Genomic DNA, 20,565 nt, shown 5'->3' with positions numbered 1-20,565 from the left:
GAGGCCCTCATGCCGACCTCAGCATTTTCCCCGACCCGCACCCTCGCCCTTCTTTTGACCGCCAGCCTATTGGCGGTCCTGCCACCGGAAGCCGTCATCGCGCCCGCCCAAGCGGATGAAACGGCTGCAGCGGCTTCCGGTGGGCCCCCATCCGCGCCCGCGATCGATCTGCTGGTGCAACGCGCGAAGGAGCAGGATCCGGACGCCCAGTACACGCTCGCGGTGCTGGGTCTTACCGGCAAACTGGGAAAGCAGGAGCCGGCATCTGTCATTCGGCTGCTGTCGTCGGCCGCCGGTCGGGGCCATCGGGAAGCAATATTTCTTCTGGGAACGCTGCAGCTCAAGGGCTGGAATATGCCGGCGGACCCGGTCCGCGCCGCCGCCCTTTTTACGAGGGGGGCGCAAGCCGGTCACATCCAGTCGCAGATCGCGCTGGCCCGGGCACTGTATGACGGCAATGGGTTGTCGCGCGACAGGCAGGCCGCGGCGACATGGTTTCAGAAGGCGGCGGACAAGGGATCAGGGGTCGCGCAAACCAATCTGGGACTGATGTACCTGCGCGGCGACGGCGTGCAACAGGATGCCGGGAAAGGCCTGGCGCTGCTGACGAAAGCCGCGGACGCCGGGTTGCCCGGCGCCCAGTACAACCTCGCCGCCGCCTACGCCGCCGGTGAAGGCGTCCCGGCGGACCCCACAAAGGCGCAGGCCCTGTTCTCGCAGGCGGCGGAGGCCGGCAATCAGCGGGCCCAGTACGAATACGGGCTGCATCTGGTGACGGGAAAATTCATCGCCGCCGACCCGCGCGAAGGCATGAAGTGGCTGCTGATCGCCGCCGTCGGCGCGGACCGGCCGCTGGCCAGCCAGGCGCGTGAAACCGTCAAGCGCCTGACGCCGACAATCGGCAACGCCGCTGTCATCGACGCCGGGGAACTGTCGAAGCAATGGCTGACGAAACGCCAATGGCAGCAGGTCAAGACCCAATAGAGACCGCCACGGTCCAGCCACCGGAACTGACGTCTCGGCGCCGCGTTGAGCAACCAGAACACGCACCCGTGGTGCCCTTCAAACGAGACCGAACATGACCCCTGTCTTTCTCATTCTCTGCGGCTTCATCCTGATCGCGCTCTCGTCCCCGATCGGCCTGCTGTTCGTCTTCCTGGGCGCGGTCGGACTTCTGTTCAAGCTGGTGCTGCCTGTCGCGCACGCCGTCGGCGAAGACGTCGAACGCGTCATGACGCCGCGCCGCCGCGATGCTTTCGACTGAACCTGCGAACCCCCGCTGAGATCAGCGGGCGATCTGATGCGCCGGCAACGGTCTGAGCTGCGGATACCAGGCGGAACGCAGCGGCTCTCCCGGCTTGAGTTGCAGCGACAGCCCCGGCGTCAGGGGTACGGTCGGCCGTGAGGCCGGCCGTTTGGCGTAGACCACATCCTCGCCATAGCACCGGATGGTGATCGTGCGCCGCCGACCGCCCTCGGGCGTCCATCCGCCGCCATGAAGGACACCGGGGTGGAGCAGGATCACGTCGCCCGGCTCGATGTCGAAGGCCGTTATGTTCCACTTGTCCCGTTCCGCCTCGATATTCGGCAGAGGGGGCAAGTCCTCGCCATAATATGGCAGCGTCGGATCGACCGAGACGTCGCGCGGGCTGAAGCCGTCATATCGGGTCGTCCGGTGCGAACCGGGAATCATCTCCAGACACTGTTCCCTGGGCAGCGGATCGAGGCTGATCCACATGGAGGCGATCTGCTCGCCTTCCAGTGGCCAGTACGGCATGTCCTGGTGCCAGGGCGTGCGCTTGCCCAGACCTTCCTTGAGGAAGAATTCGTCCGAATAGAGCCAGATGCGCTCGGAGCCCAACAACACGGACATCATGTCGGCGATGGGGGAATCATACATCAGTCGCTGCAGCTCGAAACTGTGCTCGAAATTGCGGACGGTTTCGATGAACTCGCCCGATTCACCCTGGAAGAATTTGTGCTTGGTCTGCGCGCTATTGGACAGGATCCGCTGCAACCCCAGCTCGATCAGCAACAGCCATTCAGGATGAAGCGCCTGTCGGAGGAAAATCACCCCGTCGCGCCGGTACTGTTCCCGGACCTCCGGCGTGATCAGGCCGCGCCAATCAGTCCCTGTGGACGCGGCGACGACAGGATCGGTGTACTCTCTCGCAGCGACTTCGCCCATGCAAACCTCCCCGTTTACCCGTTCATGCTGGCCGAGCCGACATGCGCGGTCAATGGGTGCCTCGAACCGAAGGCCATTCAGCAACGTTATTCATGTCGCCAATCCCTGGTATGGAATTACCATGGCGTTCATGAAGCTGTTTCTCATCGCCGCTCATATCATCGCCGCGCTGCTGGTGACGGGGCATGCCCTGCTGAGCAAGCGCAACGTGCGCGCGGCCATCGGCTGGATCGGCATTGCGTGGCTGTCTCCCCTGCTCGGCCCGTTCCTCTACTACGCCTTTGGCATCAATCGGGTCACCCGCCGCGCCATGCGGCTCGCCCTGCCTGATCGGCCCGGGCAAACCAGCCGCGGCGCGCGGGCCGCGAGCAGCGAGTCGGCGGAGGTGGATCCCGGGGCGGCCGACAGGGACCTGATTGGCGAACGTCTCAGCGAACAGATCGCCACCATCGCCGCCGTGGCGGCGCGGGTAACAGAGCGCCCGCTCTCGCTGGGAAACCAGATCGACATGCTGGGCAATGGCGACGCCGCCTACCCGATCATGCTGGGTGCCATCCGCGCCGCGCACTCCACCATCGCGGTCGCCTCGTATATCTTCCGAGCGGATCGGGTGGGCGAGTCTTTCATCGAGGCACTGGCAGAGGCGCACAAGCGCGGCGTCGATGTCAGGGTCATCGTCGACGGCATCGGCAGCGGCTACATCTGGTCACCCGCGGTCCGCCGCTTGCGCGCCGCCGGAATCCCGGTCGCCCGTTTCATGCATCATGTCCTGCCGTGGCGGATGCCGTTCCTGAACATGCGCAGCCACAAGAAAATCCTGGTCGTCGACGGCGAACTGGGCTTCACCGGTGGCCTGAATCTGGGCGCCGAGAACACCCGCGTCCTGCATCGGCCGCGCCAGGTGGAGGATGTGCACTTCCGGGTACGCGGCCCCGTCGTCGGCCAACTCATGCTGACCTTCGCCGAGGACTGGCATTTCACACGGGGCGAGACGCTGGACGGACCGGCATGGTGGCCGGCGCTCAAGGCGGCGGGCGATATGCCGGCGCGCGGCATCAGTTCCGGCCCGGACGAAGACCTGGGCAAGCTCGAGGCCGTCATGGGTGTCGCCGCGTGCGAGGCCAAGCAGCGCCTCAGGATCGTGTCACCTTATTTCCTGCCGGACAGCGAACTGTCATCGGCCATCGTGCTCGCCGCACTGCGCGGCGTCCGCGTCGAGCTGATCCTGCCCGAGGCGTCGGATCATATCCTGCTGGACTGGGCGATGCGGGCGCATCTTGCCAATTTTCTACAGCGCGGCGTCGCCTGCTTCCTTACGCCCGCGCCGTTCGACCACTCGAAGCTCGTCACGGTCGACAGCCAGTGGTGCCTGCTCGGCAGCGCCAACTGGGACGTCCGCAGCCTGCGGCTCAACTTCGAGTTCAATCTGGAATGTTACGGCGAGGACATCACCAGCACCATGGACGCGCTGATCGACCGCAAGATTGCGAAGTCGCGTCCGCTGACGCTCGAGGAAATCTCCGGTCGACCGCCGCTGCGGCAGTTCCGCGACGCCGCGGCCCGTCTGCTGCTGCCCTATCTTTAACCGACTATCTCCTTGCGTCGGGGAACTTACGTTCCCATTTGGGGCTTATCCCGCTTGAATACTCGCGACCAAGGATCGTCACGTTGAAAATCATCAGCTGGAATCTCCTGCGCCGTACAGGCGCCGCCGTAAAGGATGTGGCGGAACTGATCCAACAGGAAAAGCCCGATCTGGTTCTGATGCAGGAGGCAACGTCTCAGGTGATCCGGCTTCCCGATCTCGCCGGGGGTACACTGTTTCACGAGCCTATGGATCGCCGGATCTACGGGTTGGCCGCATGGAGCCCTCACGAGGTCACCCCGGGCGAAACATTCACCCTGCCGGTATCACGCATGCCCGGGCGCCTGCCGCCGCGCATTGCCCAGATTCTTCATGTTGGGGAAATCACCTTCGCCAACGTGCATCTGTCTCATGGCCAGTGGCTCAACCGCTGGCAGCTGCATCGACTGTGCACCTCGCTGACCGGACCCGCCGCCATCATCGGCGACTATAATGCGGTCGGGCCTACGATACTTCCCGGCTTCCGTGACATCGGCCCCCGCGAGCGCACCCACATGTGCGGACGGATGATTCCGCTCCGTCTCGACCGGTGCCTTGCCAGAAGCATACGCTGCGTTTCCGCGACGACGCTGGCGCGCGGCGCATCGGACCACCATCCTATCGTGCTTCACTTGCGGCCCGAGCATCATCACCAGGCCTGGCCGGTGGCCGCCGAGTAAAATCAGGCGGCAGCGGAACTAACGGTAAGCGGCATGGTTCATGCCATATCCCGTTAGTTAGAAAGGACCCATGACATGAAGATCGGACTGCTCACCGCGCTGGCCGGCGCTACCCTCGCCGCCGGACTTGTTGCCCGCAGTAAATCCAGCAACAACGCCGACGCTGCTCCCCAGACCGCACCCTCCAAGCGCACGGCCCCGATCACCGGCACCGCGCCGCAGGAAGGCATCTCACCGACGTCGGCCGCGGACGGCGCACAGGTTCCGCCGCTTCACTAGACGGGTTCAGCGTAGGGCCGAGGAAAGTGCCAGAGCGCGCGCCTCGGCCTCGCTGATCACGTGGAGAAGGCAATGATCGTTGACCCGCTTCGCCGGAATGACGAACTCACGCTGTCCCGATGTTCCGTCAACCCACTCGAAAGCGGAAAGTTCCTCGTCGGACAACAGCACCTCAACCTCGACGGCGGCCAACGCGCCGGTCATGGAAAGCGCGCCGCGACGGTCGCAAAAGCGTACTCCGGCATGGCCCGCGCGCGACCTGTAGCCGCTGTCGCGGAAGCCTTCAGCCAGAATGCTGCGAAGGTTGCTGCGGGACGTGAGATGATACAGCGTAGTCATGAGCGACCTCCAGTCCACCGAGTTGCGCCGTGGATTTGGATATAGGCCTAATGCTCCGGGGCGCGAGCGACGGTTTCGTGAAGTTTTTATGGTCAGGCTGCCATCTTTAGTAACGGTGTCTGGTCCGCTTGCGGACGCCAGCGCCATTTCACCCGGTATGGACGAAAGCCCAGTTCCCGCTTGAACTGGCGCAAACCATCGGTGCCATCCCAGTAAATCGCGTATTGCAGCCAGCGCGGGCGGCCAGGCAGCCGCGCGTCGGCCACTGCATCCTTGATCAGCGTGGTCAGCAGCAGATACATGATCCCCAGCTTCAGGCTGTCATGATGCCCCATCAACCGGCAGAAGACGATGATGTCACCCGCTTCGGCCCACTGCACATAACCATGCAGCCGGCCGGCGGCGTCGAACACGCCGGTACACATGAACGGCTTGTCGCAATAGGCCGATACGTCGGCTTCGGATACGAAGTCATCCCATACCGCCTTGCCCTGACGCTTGGGCGCGGACTGATGAATGGCGAGGATTTCAGCGCGGTGATGAGCCGCAACACACGAGCGAACGACAAAACCGGCCTTCTCGGCCCGTCGCGCCTTACGGCGGGCATCCGCGTACCGGCTGCCCTTCAGATAGGTCTCGCCCTCCGCCGCCAGCGAGATCAGCGCGGGACCCCACTGCTTCTTGGCGATAAAACGGAAGCGCGGATGCGGCGCGGACCACTCTTCGAACACGGACCGCGCCACCGCGTCGCCGGACATGGCGATGCTGACGCGCTCGCCCGTCAGGCCGCGCCGCAAGCCCTCCGCCACCAAACGGAACATCTTCTTCAGTCGCATGTCAGCCCCCAGCCGACCTCCATCATACGGCACCGCGCGCGCGGACAAAAGCGCAAGTCATTGGGGCGCGCAGACTTGGACCCTGGCAGGCGTTGACTCGCCACCCCTCATCCCGCACACAGACAGACCAAGAGAAGGAATGACCGGTGCCCGTTTCGACAAGCTACCTGCCCGATCCGCGCCACGACCGCCTGGGCGCCGAATTCTTTGACCCCGTCGCCCCGGCGGACTTTCCGCAGACGATCCTCAGGTTCCGCAACGACCGCTGGGCGGCCCGGGTCGGGCTGGAGACCTTGAGCGACGCGGAATGGATCAGCCATTTTGGCCGGTTCGAGCCGCTGCCCGGCAATTTTCCCCGCCCACTGGCGCTGCGTTATCACGGTCATCAGTTCCGCAGCTACAATCCGGACCTTGGCGACGGGCGCGGTTTTCTGTTCGCTCAGATGCGCGATGCGAAGGATGGTCGCCTGCTCGATCTCGGCACCAAGGGATCAGGCAAGACACCCTGGTCGCGCACCGCCGACGGACGCCTGACGCTGAAGGGCGGCGTCCGGGAAATCCTGGCGACCGAAATGCTCGAGGCCCAGGGCGTCTACACCTCGAAGACGTTCAGCCTGATCGAAACGGGGGAAGCTCTGGTGCGCGGCGACGAACCCTCGCCAACCCGCTCCAGCGTGATGGTGCGCCTCAGCCACGGCCATGTGCGGATCGGCACGTTCCAGCGCCTCTCCGCCTTGGACAAGCAGGACGATCTCAAACGGCTCGTCGACTACTGCATCGAGCAGTATTGGCCCCAGGCGCGAGAAGCGGCCGATCCGGTCGCCGCGTTCTTCGCCCTGGCCGTCGGCGCCATCGCCGACATGGCGGCGGACTGGTGGGTCGCCGGTTTCGTGCACGGCGTCCTCAATACCGACAACACCACCATCACCGGCGAAAGCTTCGACTATGGCCCGTGGCGCTTTCTGCCCACGCTGGACCCGAATTTCACCGCCGCATACTTTGATCACAGCGGCCTGTACGCCTTCGGCAGGCAGGCCGGCGCCCTTTTCTGGAACTGTGAGCGCCTGGCCGGGTGCCTCCTCGACCTGTCCAGCCAGACCGCCCTGGTCGACGGCCTCAACCAGTTTCAGACCCGCTTCTGGAGCCGACTGGCGCTGCGTACCCATGCCAAGCTGGCACTCGCGCCTTCGGGGGAAGACGCCGACCGTGAACTGGTGCAGGGCTTCTACGACGCCCTGCACAAAACCGGCGTGCCTTATGAACGGGCGTTTTTCGATCTCGTCGGCGGCGCGCGGGCGAACCGCGTCGCCGCCAGCCCGCATCGGGACGTGTATGGCGCCCCGGAGTGGGTGCCCATTGTGGAGCGGCTGCGTGCCGCCCGGCCAGCGCCTGGGGCCGACCGGGCGCTATCGCACGCCTATTTGCAGCGCGGCGCGCCGTCGACGTTGCTCATCGAGGAAGTCGAGGCACTGTGGGCGGATATCGCCAACCGGGACGACTGGTCGGGGCTGCACGAGAAGATCGAGGAGATCCGGCTGGCCGGGGACTGTTACACCGGGCTGGCGTCCGTGTCGGCCGACTGAACGGGCGCCTCTCCGGCGAGGAACGCGGCGATCTCGTCACGCCGCGTCATGGCGTCGGTATAGCCCAGTTCGATGAGTTCGCCACAGAAGCCGGGCTCGAACAGCAGATAACTGGGCACCCGCCAGCCCGAGCCCCAAGCGCCGGCGCCGCGCAACAGGCCGCGGATGGTCCACGGAATCTCGCGGACGTGCTTGCGCGCGATCTCGCCGATATTCTTCGACGGCTGGACGATGAGGACCTCGATATTGCGCAGCATGCTGTCCCGCGCCTTGTCGCCGGGCACCAGCGACAGGGTTCGGTTGATCCGGCGTAGCCGCTCCACATCCTCGTTCAGATTGTCGTTGAAAAGCAGATCGAGGAGATGGCCCGCGATATCGCCGAGCGTTGGCGGACGCTGGTGTCGCTCGCCTCCCTGCGCCGTTTCCACCAGCCGGTCGCGCGTGCCGACAACCAGAATCCGCTCGGCGCCCAGATGGATCGCCGGGCTGAGCGGCGCGGTAAGGCGCAGCGAGCCATCGCCATAGTAATCGCCGTCCACCTTCCAGGGCGGAAAGATGATCGGCAGCGCCGCCGAGGCCATCAGATGGTCGGCGCCGACACGACAATGCACGCCGTCGCGCCGGGCGCGGCGCCAGTCCGGCAGACCGTCCGCCGCCTGAAAGAAGGTCATCGCCCGACCATTGGCATAGCTCGACGCCGTGATCGCGAGCGCATCCAGGGCGCCCTCGTCGAGGCGGCGTTCGATGCCCGCGAAGTCGATGTCCCGGACCAGCAGATGGTAAAGTGGCGTGTTGTGCAGCAGCGCCATGGGGTTCCCGCCACCGATGCCGCCCACCGTCAGGGTCAGCAGCCAATGCATCGCCGTCGTCGTCACGGTCGCGACATCGGTGCGGAATACCTTGTCGCTTCGCAGCGCCAGCCACAATTGTTCCAGGCGCTCGATGGCGCTGGGAAAATCATGGGCCTGGCTGGCCACGAAGGCGGCGTTGATCGAGCCGACCGAAACGCCGCAGATCACCGGGAACGGATTGGCGACGCCCGGAAACAGCTCGGCGATAGCCTTCAGCACGCCCACTTGATACGCGCCGCGCGCGCCGCCGCCCGCGAGAATGAGACCCGTGCGGGGGAGTGGTTCGGATCGTGGTGACGCAGCCATCTCCATGAAGCGGCACTATAATCCAGCCGCCATCTCCTCGCCCAACGCAAAAAGGCCGCCCCGACGGGACGGCCTTTACGGATCGCGGATGGATCAGCCCTGCGACTTTTCCGCGCGCAGGACAGGCGACCCCGAGGGTGGACTTTGCTTGGCGGAGGATTGCCCAGACGGCTCGTCCCTGGACTGTCCCCCGGCTTCGGTGGTCTCACGCTTCTGACGCCATTCGTTGAATGACTGGCCGAACTGCTCGTGCCGCTCCTTGCGCCAGTTCTCGTAATCATCGTCGTGGCTTTTCAGCTGCGCTTCGCGCCAGGACTTGTAGTCATCATCATATTTGCGGCCCTGATCCCGACGCCACTGGGCATATTCCGGATCATGCTGCTGGCCCGAGGCCTGGTCCTGCGCGGGACTGCCGTATCCGGCATAGCCACCAGCGCCATAGCCGCCGCTCTGGTCCATCTCCTGGCCATAGCGGCTCTGCTGGAACCCGCCCTGTCCATAGCCCCGACGATTGCCGCCTTCGTTGTAATGACTGGCCTTGCTGTAACCGCCCCGGTCTCGGGGTTCCTCGCGCACCGAGCCGACTTGGCCATACTGGCCACCCGCCGTGTAGCCACCGGCGCCCTGCCCCCGGTCGGACCATTGCTGGCGCTGATCATAGTCGCGGTCGCCACGGTATCGCGGTGCCCGTTCCTCTTCCCAGCTGCGGCTGTATTGCTCGCCCTGGTCGCGCGAAAAGCGACGACGGTCCTCTTCCTCGTCATTGTAGGGATTTTGGTCGGGACCGTTCGGCGTGCTGTATTGCCCACCGGCACTGCCGTAGTCCTCGACCTGCTTGTCGTCGCTGCCGCGATAGCCTTCCCACGGACGCCGTCCGCTTTCCGAACGCTCCCGCTCGCGCCGTTCCAGATGTTCGCGATACCCAACCATTGAGTCTTCCTTTCCTGGTTGATCGAAAATCAACGACCCCGTCATTGCTTCCAACCAACCCAGGTTCGATTTGTTCCGGAAAACTCAGCGCCGCCAGCGGCGCTCCAACCACCCGGCGACCAACAAACAGCCCATGGCCCAGGCAGCGCCCAACCCCCATCCCGCGAGCACGTCGGTAGGCCAATGCACGCCGAGATAAAGGCGCGTCAGCCCGACGATGAAGGCCACGAATACGGCTACGCCGAACAGGTAGACCTTGAAGGCCGGCCGCCGTTCGGCGCGGGCCAGCAAGGCGCCCAAGGTCAAATAGATCACGGCGGACATGAGCGCATGGCCGCTCGGATAGCTCAAGGTGATCTCATGCATGAGATGGGGCACCACGTCGGGCCGCTCGCGCCCCATGAGAAGCTTCAGGCCATTGCCCATCGCCCACCCGCCGAGGGTCGAGACCAACACAAGGGCAGCCGACAGGCGCTTTCCGTCCAGCAGCAGGTAAAGCGCCGCTGCCGCGACGATCAGGCTCAGAACCGCGGTACTGCCCAGGCTGGTGAGATCCCGCACCACGCTGGCGAGCCAGTCCGGGCCGATGGGGAGGGCCACGTTGTCCGGTTCACGCAAGGCGAGCAGCACAGCACGGTCGAAGGCGTGAGTTTCACCTTCCAGCACCTCGTCCGTCAGCAGCATCACGCCCAGCAGGGAACCAGCGACGAGCGAGATGCCGGCCAGCACCGAAAGTTCACCGAGTTCACCGGGCAGGATCCGGCGCAGTTTGGCCATGATATTGATCATGCCTACAATTCGCACCGATCCCGACCGAATTCAATGTCCAGCGTCAGCGCCGCGTGCTGCCCGCGACGGCCTCGACCACATGGGAGCGATAAAGCGCGGCGAGGAGATCGGTCTGCGTGACCACGCCGACAAGCCGTCCGGTGCCATCCTCGATCATGACCTCGTGGACATGGCCGCGCGACAGCAGGGGCAGCAGACGGTCGATCGCCGTCTCCGGCGCCGTCCGTTCGATGTGGTGGCTCATGGCGTGCAGGACATCGCCCGTGGACTCCGCCAGTTCGGCGTAGCCGATACGCCCGACGAGCCGGCCTTCGGCATCCACAACGGGCAGGACGTTCAGGGCATGCGCCCGGAGCAGCGCCAGCGCCAGGGCGGTGGTGCTGTCGGGCGAGACCGTCACCACGTCGCGCGACATGATCGCTGAACAGGCAATCTCGCCGTGCAGACGCCGGTGCGCCTGCGCCTCCACCTCCCGAAACAGGGCGTCCAGATCATCCCGATCGACGTCGAGCAGCTGTCCGAAGTGTTTCAGGGCCTCGTCGATATCCGCCGGCGTGTAGCCGACCCTGTCCTGGGCCGGCGGATCGCCGGTCCGGTGCGCGGCCGGTACCGGCGTCACGTGAGGATACGGCCGGCGGGTCAGGTTGTTGTAGGCCAGCGCGGCCCCGAGCAGCAGGGCGGAATTGAGCAGGACCGGGTTCAGGACGAACCCATAGCCGGCCGCCAGGATGCCCGGACCGCCGATCACCGCCGTCAGCGCGACCGCTCCGCCCGGTGGATGCATGCAGCGCAGGAGCGACATGGCCGCGATGGCGGCCGCGACGGCGGCCGGCGCCGCCCACAGGGGGTCGGCGATCAGCAGCGCGCAGCTGACCCCCATGATCGCCGACACCGCATTGCCCCCCAACATGGACCAGGGCTGTGCCAGCGGGCTGGCCGGTACGGCGAAAAGCAGGACCGCCGAGGCGCCCATGGGCGCGATCAGGAGCGCCATGCCGTCCGTCCGACCGGCGACAAGCAGAGTCACCACCGAAGCGAGCGCAAGGCCGAACAATGCCCCGACAGCGGCACGCGCCCGCTCGGCGAACGAGGCCGGCGGCTGATGGGGTATAAGGGCGAGCAACCATTGCTTCATCGCAAACTCCGCCACAGGCGCGCGGATCATAAGCATTCCCCGCCGGGCGTGAAGAGCCTCATCCTTACGGGGCCGTCAGGGATGATCGTTGAGCGCATTGGTGGCGGCCTGTATGCTCTGCACGAGGCGGAGGGGACAAGGTGGAATTTCAGGCACTGACGGGCAGCGTGGCCTTTGCGCTCACTCAAGCCGCCGTCGCGCTGTTCATGTTCGGGCTGTACCTCGCCGCCCGCCGTGACCCCTGCACCCGCTATTGGTCCATCGCCAGCGCCCTGGTGGCGATCGGCGTCATCCTTCCCTTTCCCTTCATCGCGACCGGCTTGAGCCTGGCGGCGATCTGGCTTGGCACCAGCGCCATCGTCGCGGGCCTGATCTGGATGTGGCAGGGCACCCGCGTTTTCTTCGACCGTGAGCCGAAACTGTCCGGCTGGGCGCTGGCGTGGGGCCACGCCCTCTTCGTCGCGGCCCTGTTCATGGCCAGCGATCAAGCCGTCTGGCGTATCATCAGCTTTGCTGTGGCCGTCACGGTGGCGGTCAGCCTGATCATGTTCGAAATCGTGCGCGGCGACGGCAAACCGATGACCATCGCCCGGCGTCTCGTGGTCTTTGCCTATGCGATCACGCTGGCTCCGGTCATCATCAGGGCGAGCATCCTGCTGGCCACCGGGCGGCAGATGACGCCACTGACCGACAGCACGCTGAATGTCGCCATGCTGTACCTGTTGCCCATGGCGGGCGGGCTGCTGAGTTCGGTGGGCATGTTGCTGATGTATTTCGAACGGACCATCGACGAGAAGGATTACCTCGCCAATCATGACGAACTCACCAGGCTGTATAACCGGCGGGCGCTGACCGAGGCAGGAAAGAAGGCGCTCGCGGCATGCGCGTCGCGCGGAACCCCCGTGACCCTGCTGCTGATCGACATCGATCATTTCAAGTCGGTCAACGATACGCTTGGTCACGAAGCCGGCGACCGCGCCCTGGTGTTGATCGCCGAAGCGCTGGCTGGTACATGCCGCGGGACTGACACACTCGGCCGCCATGGCGGCGAAGAGTTCTGCGTCGTCTGTCCCGATACGTCGGTCGCCGACGCCCAGGCGCTGAGCGAGCGGCTTTTGCGCGCCGTCGCCACCATGATCCTGCCCGGGGAATTCGAGCGCGCCCTCAGCATCAGCATTGGACTGGCCGAGGCCTATCCTTCCGAGAATGTGGATTGGGATGCGCTGGTCAATCGCGCCGACAAGGCGCTGTACGCGGCCAAGGCCAATGGCCGCGACCAGGTCGTCGTCTCGGCGCGCGCCTGATCAGAGGGTTGCCCTGAGAGCCGGCAACACCCGGTTCGCCAGCAACTCGATCCGCTTCCAGCCGTCCTCGAAGCGTTCACCGGGGAACTTGGCCCAGAAATGGATGTCCTTGATCTGCGGCCAGGCCTTGAGCAGCGCGCCAAGCTCGCGGACCGCCGTTTCCACATCCCACAATTCATAGAGCCCGCCGGCGATGGCGGCGGGCGCATCCAGAAATTCCGGGGTGGTCTCGGGCGGGCCGAACGCGCCCCATCGGATATAGGTGTTCGCCTGATAGAGCACATGCGGGCCTACCCTGGCCGCCTCGCGCTCCGGATCGTCGCTGATGATGCCCCAGTGCCCCGCATAGATCGCGCCATCCTCCGGCCGCTTGCCCTGCGCGCGCAAGGCATCCGTATAGACGTCGTGCCCGATCCCGCCGGTCGAGAGGAAGCCATCGCCGATGGCGGCGGCCCGCGCCATGGCCGGCGCGCTGAGCCCGCCGAGGAGCAGACGCGGCGGATGCTCGGGCACCGGCGTCACCCGCAGGCCCGCGACGTCGAAGCGCTTGCCGTGAAAGTCCACCGGCTCGCCGCTCCACGCCGCGCGGATAATAGCAACCGCTTCCTCCATCAGGCTGGGCCGGTGCCGCAGGTCACGGCCGAACTGGTCGAATTCCAACTGGCGGTAACCGCCGCCCACGCCGAGGTCGAAGCGTCCGCCGGTCAGCAGCGAGACGGTCGCCGCGTCCTCGGCGATGCGCAGCGGATCCTGCAGCGGCAGGATCATTAGATTGGTGCCGATGCGCATGCGCGTGGTGCGCGCGCCGATGGCGGCGGCGATCACCAGCGGCGACGGCGTGTAGCCGTCGTCGGTGAAATGGTGCTCGGTCAGCCAGACGCTGTCGAAGCCCAGACCCTCGGCGGCGGCGATCTGGTCGAGCGCCTGGGCGTGGAAGCGCTCGGCGGGCATCGACCAGGGCGCGGGATTGCGAAAGTCGTACCACAGCCCGAAGTTCACCGACCGTCCCATCGCGTTCCCCTCCGCTGGACATCCATACCTGACAGGTGGATCATATCGCGGGGAACGAACACGGGGAGAAGAATCATGCAGGTCGGTTTGTTGATGGTTTTCCAGAATTTCCGGGACGGGTCGACCGACGCGGAAGCCTATGCGCGCGATTTCCATCTGGCCGATCTGGCCGAGCCGCTGGGCTTCGACACGCTGGGAGGCGTGGAGCATCACTTCTTCAACTATGCCATGTCGCCCGACAACATGCAGTTCCTGGCCTACATGGCCGGCCGCACAAAGCGGATCAAGCTGATCACCGGCGCGGTGATCCTGCCGTGGAACAACCCGCTGCGCGTCGTCGAAAAGATGATCCTGCTCGATCACATGTGCCAGGGCCGCGCCCTGTTCGGCATCGGCCGGGGCCTCGCGAAGCGAGAGTACGAACTGTTCGGCGTCGACATGAACGAAGCCCGCGACCGCTTCGACGAGGCCGCCGAACTGATCATGCGCGGGCTCGAGACCGGCATCGTCGAGGGCAACGGTAAATACTACCCGTACAAGCGCACTGAAGTGCGCCCCCGTCCCTACGCCAGCTTCAAGGACCGGTTCTACGCCGTTGCCATGTCGTCGGACTCCGTGCCGGTCGTGGCGCGGCTGGGCGCGCAGATGATGAGCTTCGCTCAGAAACCCTGGGAGCAGATGGCCGGACACATCCAGGGCTATCGCGACCTGTTTCGCTCCGAGCACGGCAAGGCCGCGCCGCCGCCGGTCTGCGTCGATTTCATGTGCTGCGACGAGAGCGGCGAGCGGGCCGAGGAACTGGCGCGCGAGCACATGGCCAATTACTACCTGACGGTCATGGAGCACTACGACATGGCCGGCGATCACTTCAAGAACATGAAAGGCTATGGCGACTACGCCACCAACGCGGAAATCCTGCGCGACACCGGCCTCGCCGACGCCGCCAACGGCTTCGTCGACATCAACACCTGGGGCACGCCGCAGCAGATCCTCGACAAGCTGGAGAAGCGTCAGAAGGCGATCGGCGATTTCGATCTGACGGTCCAGGTCAGCTATGGCGGCATGAGCACCGAGAATGCGGAACGCAGCATGCGTCTGTTCGCGGAAAAGGTGCTTCCGGAGGTGCGAGGCTGGCGCCGGGCGGCCTAGCGGGTCCGATCAGTGCAAGACGAGGAATAACCATCGCGCTTTCCGGATCGGCGCGCTGCCGCGGCGTGCCCTGATGGAAGGACGCGCGCGGAGCCGATCTCCGCGTGCGTAAGTCATTTTTTCACGGGATCACGACATGAGCGCCAACACCATGGTCCGCTACGAGCCGGACGACAAACCCTCCCATCTCCTGTCCATCGCCATGGGCGGACAGATCGTCGCCCTCATCCTGACGGCCATCGTGCTGTCGCCCATCGTCGTCGCCCGCTCGGCCGGTCTGAGCCCCGCCGACACGGCCTGGATGCTGTGCTTCGCCCTCGCGGTATCCGGGCTGATCACCCTGCTGCAAGCCAAGCCGATCGGCCGGTTCGGATCGGGCTACGTGCTCTTCATGGGCTCCAATTCCGCCTATATCGCCCTGTGCGTCCAGGCGATCACGGATGGCGGGCTGGCCATGATGATGACCCTGATCGTCATCTCGTCGTTCGCCCAGTTCGCCTTCGCCGCCAATCTGGGCGCGCTGCGCCGCATCCTGACCCCGGCTGTCGGTGGCATCGTGGTGATGCTGATCGCTGTCAGCGTCGCGCCCATCGTGTGGCGGCAGATGCGCACCTTGCCTGCCGGATATGAAAGCACCTCGCTGGTTCCTTGGGTCATAGCGTCCACTCTCGTGCCGATCGTGCTGATCTCACTGTTCGACCGGGGCGTGTTCCGTCTCTGGGCGCCGCTGATCGGCGTGCTGACAGGCTGCATCGTGGCGCTGTCCATCGGCCTGATGGACCTGTCCCCGGTCTGGTCGGCCGCCTGGATCGGCCTGCCGGAATGGGCGTGGCCAGGCTTCGATCTCTCCTTCAACGCCTCGTTTTGGGCGCTGATTCCCGCCTTTACCCTGGTCACGCTGGTCGGCGCCATCGAGACCTATGGCGATGCGGTCGCCGTCCAGCGTATCGCGCACCGTAAGCAGCGGCCGATCGACTTCCGCGTCGTCCAAGGTGCGATCTACGCCGATGGCATGGGCAACATGGTCTCCGGCCTCGCGGGCACGGTTCCCAACACGGTCTATTCAACCAGCGTGGCGGTCACCGAACTGACGGGTGTGGCGGCGCGGCGCGTGGGCCTGTGGGGCGGCGCGCTTCTGATCCTGCTCGCGTTCTCGCCCAAGATCGCCGCCCTGCTGAACGCTATTCCCAGCCCGGTCGCCGGCGCGTACATCCTGCTGCTGCTGGTCCTGTTGTTCGGTCATGGCATCCGGTTGCTGAACGAGGAAGGCATGGGCTACGAGATCGGCCTCGTCGTCTGCCTGTCGTTCTGGGTCGGCGTCGGTTTCCAGGAAGGCCGGTTCTATAACGAGTTGCTGCCCCAGTGGATGCAGGTGTTCCTGGGCAACGCGACGACCGCCGGCGGCCTCACCGCCATGCTGCTGACGGCGATGCTCTCGCTGCGCCACCGCAGCCGCGACCGGCTCGACGTGCCGTTGAAACCGGAATCGCTCGGGCCGATCCGCCAGACGGTGAAACGCTTCGCGGCCCGTCTGGGGTGGGACCAGCAGGCCGAGAACCGGCTGATGCTGGTCGTCGAGGAAGCGCTGCTGTTCTTCCTCGAGCAGGCGGAGCGGACGCGCGACAGGCAGCCCGAACAGAAACTGCGGCTCGTCATGCGCCATATCGATGGCGAAGCGGAACTGGAGTTCGTGGCCGGGCGGCTGGCGGACAATATCGAGCAGGTGATCGCCGACATGCCGCCGGCCAATTTCGACGACGATATCGATGACCAGTTGTCCCTGCGTCTGATCCGGGGCCTGGCCAAGGACGTAAAGCATGTGCAGTTCCAGACCACGGATTATCTGCTGATCCGAATGGACAGTGCGCTCAGCCATCCGCAAGGCACCCCGGGAGACACATGATACAGCCCGCGGCCGGGAGAGCCTCGGCTTTCGAAGGACCCATCCTGCGGTCGCTGCTGGTCCTGGCGGCGCCGATCGTCATGGGCAACGCCCTTCAGGTCGCCTACCAGTTGATCGACGCCTTCTGGGTGGGCCGGCTGGGCGGCGCGGCGGTGGCGGCGGTAGCGGTGACCTTTCCCTTCACCTTCCTGATGTTCGCCCTGGGCGCTGGTTTCTCCATCGCCGGATCGACCTTGATCGCCCAGTACGTGGGCGCGCGCAACCAGCCCATGGTCAACCGGGTCGCGGCCCAGACCCTGCTGATGATCGCGCTCGTTTCCCTGTGTCTGGGCCTCGCCGGCTATATGCTGGCGCCTGGCATCCTGCGCCTGATGGGCGTGACCGCCGAGGTCTATCCCGGCGCTCTCAGCTTCATGCGGATCGCGTTCATTGGCCTTGTGTTCGGCTTCAGCTTCGCCGTGTTCCAGGCGGTGATGCGCGGCGTTGGCGAGGCCGTGCTGCCCATGCTGATCGTGCTCGGCACCGTCGTCCTGAACTTTGCCCTTTGCCCTCTATTGATCTTTGGCTGGGGACCATTTCCCGCGTGGGGCGTGACTGGCGCGGCCATCTCCACGCTCGTCACGCAGGCGCTCGCGGCGGCCCTCGCCTTGGTCGTGCTGTTCCGCGGCCGGCACGGCATTCACGTCTCATGGGCCGATTTCCGGCCCGATCCAGCCTATATGAAGCGGGCGTTCCTGCTCGGATTTCCAGCGTCCATCGAGATGTCGGCCCGGGCACTGGGCGTCACGGTGCTGTCCTTTCTGGTCGCCAGCTTCGGGACCCAGACCATCGCCGCGTATGGCGTCGGCACCACCATCTTCCAGGTGGTGCTGATACCGGCCATGGGCCTGTCCATGGCGATTTCCGTGCTGGTGGGCCAGAACATCGGCGCGCGCAATCCCGCGCGCGCCTCTCACATCGCCCGCGTCGGCGCGGCGGTGGGTTTCGGAGCGCTGACCGTCCTGGGGATCGGCGCCTATTTTCTGGCGCCGATGATCGTGGCCACCTTCATCCCAGGCGATCCCGGCGTGATCGAGGCCGGAACGTCCTTCGTCCGGATCCAGTGCCTTGCCTGGGGCTTCATGGGGTTGCAGCTCTGCCTGATCGGTGTGTTCCGGGCGACGGGCAACATGGTGGCGACGATGATCCTGGCGCTGATCTCCCAATGGGTGCTGATGTTCCCGCTCGCCTATCTGCTGTCAAAGCATACGGCGCTGGGCGCGACCGGCATCTGGTGGGCCTATCCGGCGAGCAACGTGATCATCGCCGGCATCACGCTGCTCTGGTACGCCAGGGGCAACTGGAACTATGCCAGACTCACCGACGACGACATTCCCCCCGCCAGCGTGCGCCGCTGACCGATCAATCAGCGAGCGCCGGCGCCCTGCACCTGCTATGACAGTCTTCTGATCAAACAGGTCGCGGACGCGGCCGACGCGCATGCAGCGCATTGAGGAGTCACACAATGGCGGCAAGACCCAATTACGGCCAGCAACGCTCCGAGCGGACGCGCGCCAAGGAAATGAAGAAGAAGGAAAAACTGAAAAAGCGCGAAGGCGACCGGTCGGAGACTGGCGAGCAGGAGCAAGATCAGCAAACCGAGCCCGCTCCGACGCCAGCGCCGGAAGACTGAACCGGTCTCCCTCGATGCCCGTAGAAAAACTGTTGCAGTCGGTCAGATAGCAACACCCTCTTGACTTCCCGCCGGCTCCAGCCGGCGGGACTTTTCTATGCTGTTTCCTTGGCCGCCCGACCTGGGGATGGATCTCCCTGCCCGCCATTGAGCAGGCAATGCACATCGACCGCCGCCTTCGCGCGGGCGGAAACAGTGGTTTCAGCCTCGCTGGGATGAGCGCTGATGATGCTGGGCAGCAACTCACCGGAGGCCTCGTCCGCTACCACACACCACCAAGCGTGCAGGCGATGGCACGAGATCCGATAGCCGCGATAGCTAAATTCGATAAGTGCGCTCATGTCTCCTGAGTAAGCCCTCTCGTTCATGAGATGAATCGGGTCGGTGCCCATTTCGGTCAGCTTCTGGTACCTGGGAACCACCGAACACTGGGTTTTGGCGGCCTTGGGGGTGTAGAAAGGGGTATTGGGCACTGATATCTTCGGGCGGAAGGACAATAATGGCGCAGTTGAGACCGCGACCCGTCTATCCCGACGACGCCGTGCACAGGATCGTCCGTTGGTTCCGGTCGGCAGGCCTGTCGGTCACCATGTCCGCCGCCATTTTCTTCACCGTCCCCATCGACAGGAAGCCGCCCGACTTCTCCGATGCCGCGGTACGCATGGAAATGGATCGTGTGACGCCGAGCTGGCAGGGTGCCATGGCGCGCCATGACGCCCAGACGCGGTCCGATTTTTCCGGCTTTCCTCTCGATGCCATCGACTTCTGGGCCAAGGGAAAATCCTTGGCGGCGGCGCCCCGATCCCTGGAGATGCTCGCCGCGCTGAACGCCCATTTCAATACCGTGACCTACACCGGCAGCCCGTCTCGCGCGCAGCTGTCCGACGAGTGGGAAACCCCTCTGGAATTCATCAGCGACGGCGGCGACTGCGAGGATTACGTCATCGCCAAATTCCTGGCCCTGCGCGAAGCGGGCTGGCCATGGAAGAACCGCCGGATCGTCGTGGGCGAGATCGAAGGCGGCGGGCACCATGCCGTGCTGGTGGTCAGGCTGACGGAAACCGCTCCGTGGTACATGCTGGACAACCGGACGGACAAGGTCGTTCCGGTCGGCGCCGTCGCCGATTTCATCCCCTTCTTCGGCATGTCGGCGCGCTCCACCTGGATCTACAAGCGCGACTGGAAAGCGCCGGTCACCGGCGATTCCGAGCAGTCCAACCGGATTTCTCCCGCGATTACTGACAGTTGACCTCCCAAAGGCCGGCCTTATGGTGCGCGCCCTTACAAAAACAAAAAACACCGGAGGAATTTCGAAATGCGCAAATCTATCATGGGGTTGGCGGTCGTCACCGTCGCGGTTGCCGCGACGCCGTCGCTGGCCCAGGACGCAGGCGCGGCGCGCACTGACGGCTTCCGCATCGAGGCGCATGGCGGCTGGGACCGGGTCAGCGTTCCGCAGTTGGGTGGCAAGAGCGGCGTCGCCTATGGCGTCGGTCTCGGGTACGACTTTGCTCTGTCGAACAATTTCTTCATGGGTGTCGAAGGCAACATCGATGACAGCTCGACCAAGGCCTGCGTCAACAGCATTTTCATCGTCGGTGACCGGACCTGTGCCAAGACCGGCCTCGACCTGAGCGGCGTCGTGCGTCTCGGCTTCACCCAGGACAATGCCAAGCTGTACGTGCTGGGTGCCTATACCCGCGCCAAGATCAAGGCGACCTACGACAACGGCGTCACCACCACGTCGGTCGGCGACTGGGGCGACGGCTGGCGCGTGGGCGCGGGCTATCAGCTCAACTTCGCGAGCGGCCTGTACGGCAAGATCGAGTACCACTATTCCGACTATCAGGGCGGCTTCAAGCGGCACAACGTGATCGCCGGTATCGGGTACCAGTTCTAAGGTTTCCGCCGGAACGGAAAGAATGGCTGGTCGGGCGATGCGCTCGGCCAGCCATTTTCTTGACGACACGATCGTTCGCAAAAAAA

22 protein-coding genes are annotated in these 20,565 nt (G+C 65.0%); 13 read left to right on the top strand and 9 right to left on the bottom strand.

The window, feature by feature from the left end; genetic code table 11:
- Positions 1 to 54 precede the first annotated feature (54 nt).
- Together WJU17_RS18270 and WJU17_RS18265 are read left to right on the top strand one after the other, a co-directional pair.
- Positions 55 to 984, top strand: a complete 930-nt coding sequence (locus WJU17_RS18270; protein WP_346328823.1) for a tetratricopeptide repeat protein — start codon at positions 55 to 57, stop codon at positions 982 to 984.
- A gap of 94 nt (positions 985 to 1,078) precedes the next feature.
- The gene (locus WJU17_RS18265; RefSeq protein WP_346328822.1) at positions 1,079 to 1,264 is read left to right on the top strand and encodes a hypothetical protein; all 186 of its coding nucleotides are present in this window, start codon (positions 1,079 to 1,081) and stop codon (positions 1,262 to 1,264) included.
- 21 nt (positions 1,265 to 1,285) lie between these two features.
- Here the strand turns inward: WJU17_RS18265 and WJU17_RS18260 are convergent, their stop codons facing one another.
- A complete protein-coding gene (locus tag WJU17_RS18260) occupies positions 1,286 to 2,188 on the bottom strand; it encodes a phytanoyl-CoA dioxygenase family protein (RefSeq protein ID WP_346328821.1) in 903 nt (300 codons plus the stop codon).
- 121 nt (positions 2,189 to 2,309) lie between these two features.
- Between WJU17_RS18260 and WJU17_RS18255 the strand changes: the two genes are divergently transcribed.
- The 3 genes from WJU17_RS18255 to WJU17_RS18245 all read left to right on the top strand — a co-directional run bounded on the left by WJU17_RS18255 (position 2,310) and on the right by WJU17_RS18245 (position 4,771).
- Positions 2,310 to 3,773 (top strand): phospholipase D-like domain-containing protein, encoded by a 1,464-nt coding sequence (locus WJU17_RS18255; protein WP_346328820.1) that lies wholly within the window; start codon positions 2,310 to 2,312, stop codon positions 3,771 to 3,773.
- Between the two features lie 83 nt (positions 3,774 to 3,856).
- On the top strand, positions 3,857 to 4,492 hold the full coding sequence (locus tag WJU17_RS18250) for an endonuclease/exonuclease/phosphatase family protein (RefSeq protein ID WP_346328819.1): 636 nt from the start codon (positions 3,857 to 3,859) through the stop codon (positions 4,490 to 4,492).
- A gap of 75 nt (positions 4,493 to 4,567) precedes the next feature.
- Positions 4,568 to 4,771: a hypothetical protein gene (locus WJU17_RS18245; protein ID WP_346328818.1), complete on the top strand. Its 204-nt coding sequence runs from the start codon at positions 4,568 to 4,570 to the stop codon at positions 4,769 to 4,771.
- A gap of 6 nt (positions 4,772 to 4,777) precedes the next feature.
- Here the strand turns inward: WJU17_RS18245 and WJU17_RS18240 are convergent, their stop codons facing one another.
- Positions 4,778 to 5,110 carry a hypothetical protein gene (locus WJU17_RS18240; RefSeq protein WP_346328817.1) on the bottom strand — a complete coding sequence of 111 codons (333 nt, stop codon included), beginning with the start codon at positions 5,108 to 5,110 and terminating at the stop codon, positions 4,778 to 4,780.
- Positions 5,111 to 5,202: 92 nt separating this feature from the next.
- Positions 5,203 to 5,946: a hypothetical protein gene (locus WJU17_RS18235; protein ID WP_346328816.1), complete on the bottom strand. Its 744-nt coding sequence runs from the start codon at positions 5,944 to 5,946 to the stop codon at positions 5,203 to 5,205.
- A gap of 146 nt (positions 5,947 to 6,092) precedes the next feature.
- Between WJU17_RS18235 and WJU17_RS18230 the strand changes: the two genes are divergently transcribed.
- A complete protein-coding gene (locus tag WJU17_RS18230; RefSeq protein WP_346328815.1) occupies positions 6,093 to 7,529 on the top strand; it encodes a protein adenylyltransferase SelO in 1,437 nt (478 codons plus the stop codon).
- Here the strand turns inward: WJU17_RS18230 and WJU17_RS18225 are convergent.
- The 4 genes from WJU17_RS18225 to WJU17_RS18210 form a co-directional block, all read right to left on the bottom strand.
- The gene (locus WJU17_RS18225) at positions 7,496 to 8,692 is read right to left on the bottom strand and encodes a patatin-like phospholipase family protein (protein ID WP_346328814.1); all 1,197 of its coding nucleotides are present in this window, start codon (positions 8,690 to 8,692) and stop codon (positions 7,496 to 7,498) included. The two genes, WJU17_RS18230 and WJU17_RS18225, sit on opposite strands and share 34 nt — an antisense overlap.
- Positions 8,693 to 8,779: 87 nt before the next feature.
- Complete coding sequence (locus tag WJU17_RS18220) at positions 8,780 to 9,616, bottom strand: hypothetical protein (protein ID WP_346328813.1); 837 nt, start codon at positions 9,614 to 9,616, stop codon at positions 8,780 to 8,782.
- Positions 9,617 to 9,700: 84 nt separating this feature from the next.
- Positions 9,701 to 10,405 carry a phosphatase PAP2 family protein gene (locus tag WJU17_RS18215; RefSeq protein ID WP_346328812.1) on the bottom strand — a complete coding sequence of 235 codons (705 nt, stop codon included), beginning with the start codon at positions 10,403 to 10,405 and terminating at the stop codon, positions 9,701 to 9,703.
- Positions 10,406 to 10,448: 43 nt separating this feature from the next.
- Complete coding sequence (locus WJU17_RS18210) at positions 10,449 to 11,540, bottom strand: HPP family protein (RefSeq protein WP_346328811.1); 1,092 nt, start codon at positions 11,538 to 11,540, stop codon at positions 10,449 to 10,451.
- A gap of 140 nt (positions 11,541 to 11,680) precedes the next feature.
- Here WJU17_RS18210 and WJU17_RS18205 point away from each other — a divergent pair, with 140 nt between their 5' ends.
- A complete protein-coding gene (locus WJU17_RS18205; RefSeq protein ID WP_346328810.1) occupies positions 11,681 to 12,844 on the top strand; it encodes a GGDEF domain-containing protein in 1,164 nt (387 codons plus the stop codon).
- On the opposite strand, the gene WJU17_RS18200 is transcribed toward WJU17_RS18205, so the two are convergent.
- Complete coding sequence (locus WJU17_RS18200) at positions 12,845 to 13,855, bottom strand: LLM class flavin-dependent oxidoreductase (RefSeq protein WP_346328809.1); 1,011 nt, start codon at positions 13,853 to 13,855, stop codon at positions 12,845 to 12,847.
- Between the two features lie 75 nt (positions 13,856 to 13,930).
- Between WJU17_RS18200 and WJU17_RS18195 the strand changes: the two genes are divergently transcribed.
- The 4 genes from WJU17_RS18195 (at position 13,931) to WJU17_RS18180 (ending at position 18,579) form a co-directional block, all read left to right on the top strand.
- Positions 13,931 to 15,004: an LLM class flavin-dependent oxidoreductase gene (locus WJU17_RS18195; protein WP_346328808.1), complete on the top strand. Its 1,074-nt coding sequence runs from the start codon at positions 13,931 to 13,933 to the stop codon at positions 15,002 to 15,004.
- 136 nt (positions 15,005 to 15,140) lie between these two features.
- A complete protein-coding gene (locus WJU17_RS18190) occupies positions 15,141 to 16,907 on the top strand; it encodes a solute carrier family 23 protein (protein ID WP_346328807.1) in 1,767 nt (588 codons plus the stop codon).
- Positions 16,904 to 18,304, top strand: coding sequence for an MATE family efflux transporter (locus tag WJU17_RS18185; RefSeq protein ID WP_346328806.1), 1,401 nt, complete (start codon positions 16,904 to 16,906; stop codon positions 18,302 to 18,304). Before WJU17_RS18190 ends, WJU17_RS18185 begins: the two co-directional genes overlap by 4 nt.
- A gap of 107 nt (positions 18,305 to 18,411) precedes the next feature.
- The gene (locus tag WJU17_RS18180) at positions 18,412 to 18,579 is read left to right on the top strand and encodes a hypothetical protein (protein ID WP_346328805.1); all 168 of its coding nucleotides are present in this window, start codon (positions 18,412 to 18,414) and stop codon (positions 18,577 to 18,579) included.
- A 95-nt stretch (positions 18,580 to 18,674) separates the two neighbouring features.
- On the opposite strand, the gene WJU17_RS18175 is transcribed toward WJU17_RS18180, so the two are convergent.
- A complete protein-coding gene (locus WJU17_RS18175; protein ID WP_346328804.1) occupies positions 18,675 to 19,052 on the bottom strand; it encodes a hypothetical protein in 378 nt (125 codons plus the stop codon).
- Between the two features lie 26 nt (positions 19,053 to 19,078).
- Between WJU17_RS18175 and WJU17_RS18170 the strand changes: the two genes are divergently transcribed.
- Together WJU17_RS18170 and WJU17_RS18165 are read left to right on the top strand one after the other, a co-directional pair.
- Complete coding sequence (locus WJU17_RS18170) at positions 19,079 to 19,828, top strand: transglutaminase-like cysteine peptidase (RefSeq protein WP_346328803.1); 750 nt, start codon at positions 19,079 to 19,081, stop codon at positions 19,826 to 19,828.
- 66 nt (positions 19,829 to 19,894) lie between these two features.
- Positions 19,895 to 20,479, top strand: a complete 585-nt coding sequence (locus WJU17_RS18165) for a porin family protein (RefSeq protein WP_346328802.1) — start codon at positions 19,895 to 19,897, stop codon at positions 20,477 to 20,479.
- The last annotated feature ends 86 nt before the right edge of the window (positions 20,480 to 20,565 follow it).

The sequence above is a fragment of the Iodidimonas sp. SYSU 1G8 genome (assembly GCF_039655775.1).
Classification (GTDB): domain Bacteria; phylum Pseudomonadota; class Alphaproteobacteria; order SMXS01; family SMXS01; genus RI-34.
Note: the sequence above shows the minus strand (reverse complement) of the source record. Positions and strands in the feature narration are given on the sequence as shown.

What these genes read in the sequence shown, in the direction of transcription:
- WJU17_RS18265 (WP_346328822.1), top strand. Translation starts at nt 1,079, where the DNA reads ATGACCCCTGTCTTTCTCATTCTCTGCGGCTTCATCCTGATCGCGCTC.
- WJU17_RS18260 (WP_346328821.1), bottom strand. Translation starts at nt 2,188, where the DNA reads ATGGGCGAAGTCGCTGCGAGAGAGTACACCGATCCTGTCGTCGCCGCG.
- WJU17_RS18255 (WP_346328820.1), top strand. Translation starts at nt 2,310, where the DNA reads ATGGCGTTCATGAAGCTGTTTCTCATCGCCGCTCATATCATCGCCGCG.
- WJU17_RS18245 (WP_346328818.1), top strand. Translation starts at nt 4,568, where the DNA reads ATGAAGATCGGACTGCTCACCGCGCTGGCCGGCGCTACCCTCGCCGCC.
- WJU17_RS18240 (WP_346328817.1), bottom strand. Translation starts at nt 5,110, where the DNA reads ATGACTACGCTGTATCATCTCACGTCCCGCAGCAACCTTCGCAGCATT.
- WJU17_RS18235 (WP_346328816.1), bottom strand. Translation starts at nt 5,946, where the DNA reads ATGCGACTGAAGAAGATGTTCCGTTTGGTGGCGGAGGGCTTGCGGCGC.
- WJU17_RS18225 (WP_346328814.1), bottom strand. Translation starts at nt 8,692, where the DNA reads ATGGAGATGGCTGCGTCACCACGATCCGAACCACTCCCCCGCACGGGT.
- WJU17_RS18220 (WP_346328813.1), bottom strand. Translation starts at nt 9,616, where the DNA reads ATGGTTGGGTATCGCGAACATCTGGAACGGCGCGAGCGGGAGCGTTCG.
- WJU17_RS18215 (WP_346328812.1), bottom strand. Translation starts at nt 10,405, where the DNA reads ATGATCAATATCATGGCCAAACTGCGCCGGATCCTGCCCGGTGAACTC.
- WJU17_RS18210 (WP_346328811.1), bottom strand. Translation starts at nt 11,540, where the DNA reads ATGAAGCAATGGTTGCTCGCCCTTATACCCCATCAGCCGCCGGCCTCG.
- WJU17_RS18200 (WP_346328809.1), bottom strand. Translation starts at nt 13,855, where the DNA reads ATGGGACGGTCGGTGAACTTCGGGCTGTGGTACGACTTTCGCAATCCC.
- WJU17_RS18195 (WP_346328808.1), top strand. Translation starts at nt 13,931, where the DNA reads ATGCAGGTCGGTTTGTTGATGGTTTTCCAGAATTTCCGGGACGGGTCG.
- WJU17_RS18190 (WP_346328807.1), top strand. Translation starts at nt 15,141, where the DNA reads ATGAGCGCCAACACCATGGTCCGCTACGAGCCGGACGACAAACCCTCC.
- WJU17_RS18185 (WP_346328806.1), top strand. Translation starts at nt 16,904, where the DNA reads ATGATACAGCCCGCGGCCGGGAGAGCCTCGGCTTTCGAAGGACCCATC.
- WJU17_RS18180 (WP_346328805.1), top strand. Translation starts at nt 18,412, where the DNA reads ATGGCGGCAAGACCCAATTACGGCCAGCAACGCTCCGAGCGGACGCGC.
- WJU17_RS18170 (WP_346328803.1), top strand. Translation starts at nt 19,079, where the DNA reads ATGGCGCAGTTGAGACCGCGACCCGTCTATCCCGACGACGCCGTGCAC.
- WJU17_RS18165 (WP_346328802.1), top strand. Translation starts at nt 19,895, where the DNA reads ATGCGCAAATCTATCATGGGGTTGGCGGTCGTCACCGTCGCGGTTGCC.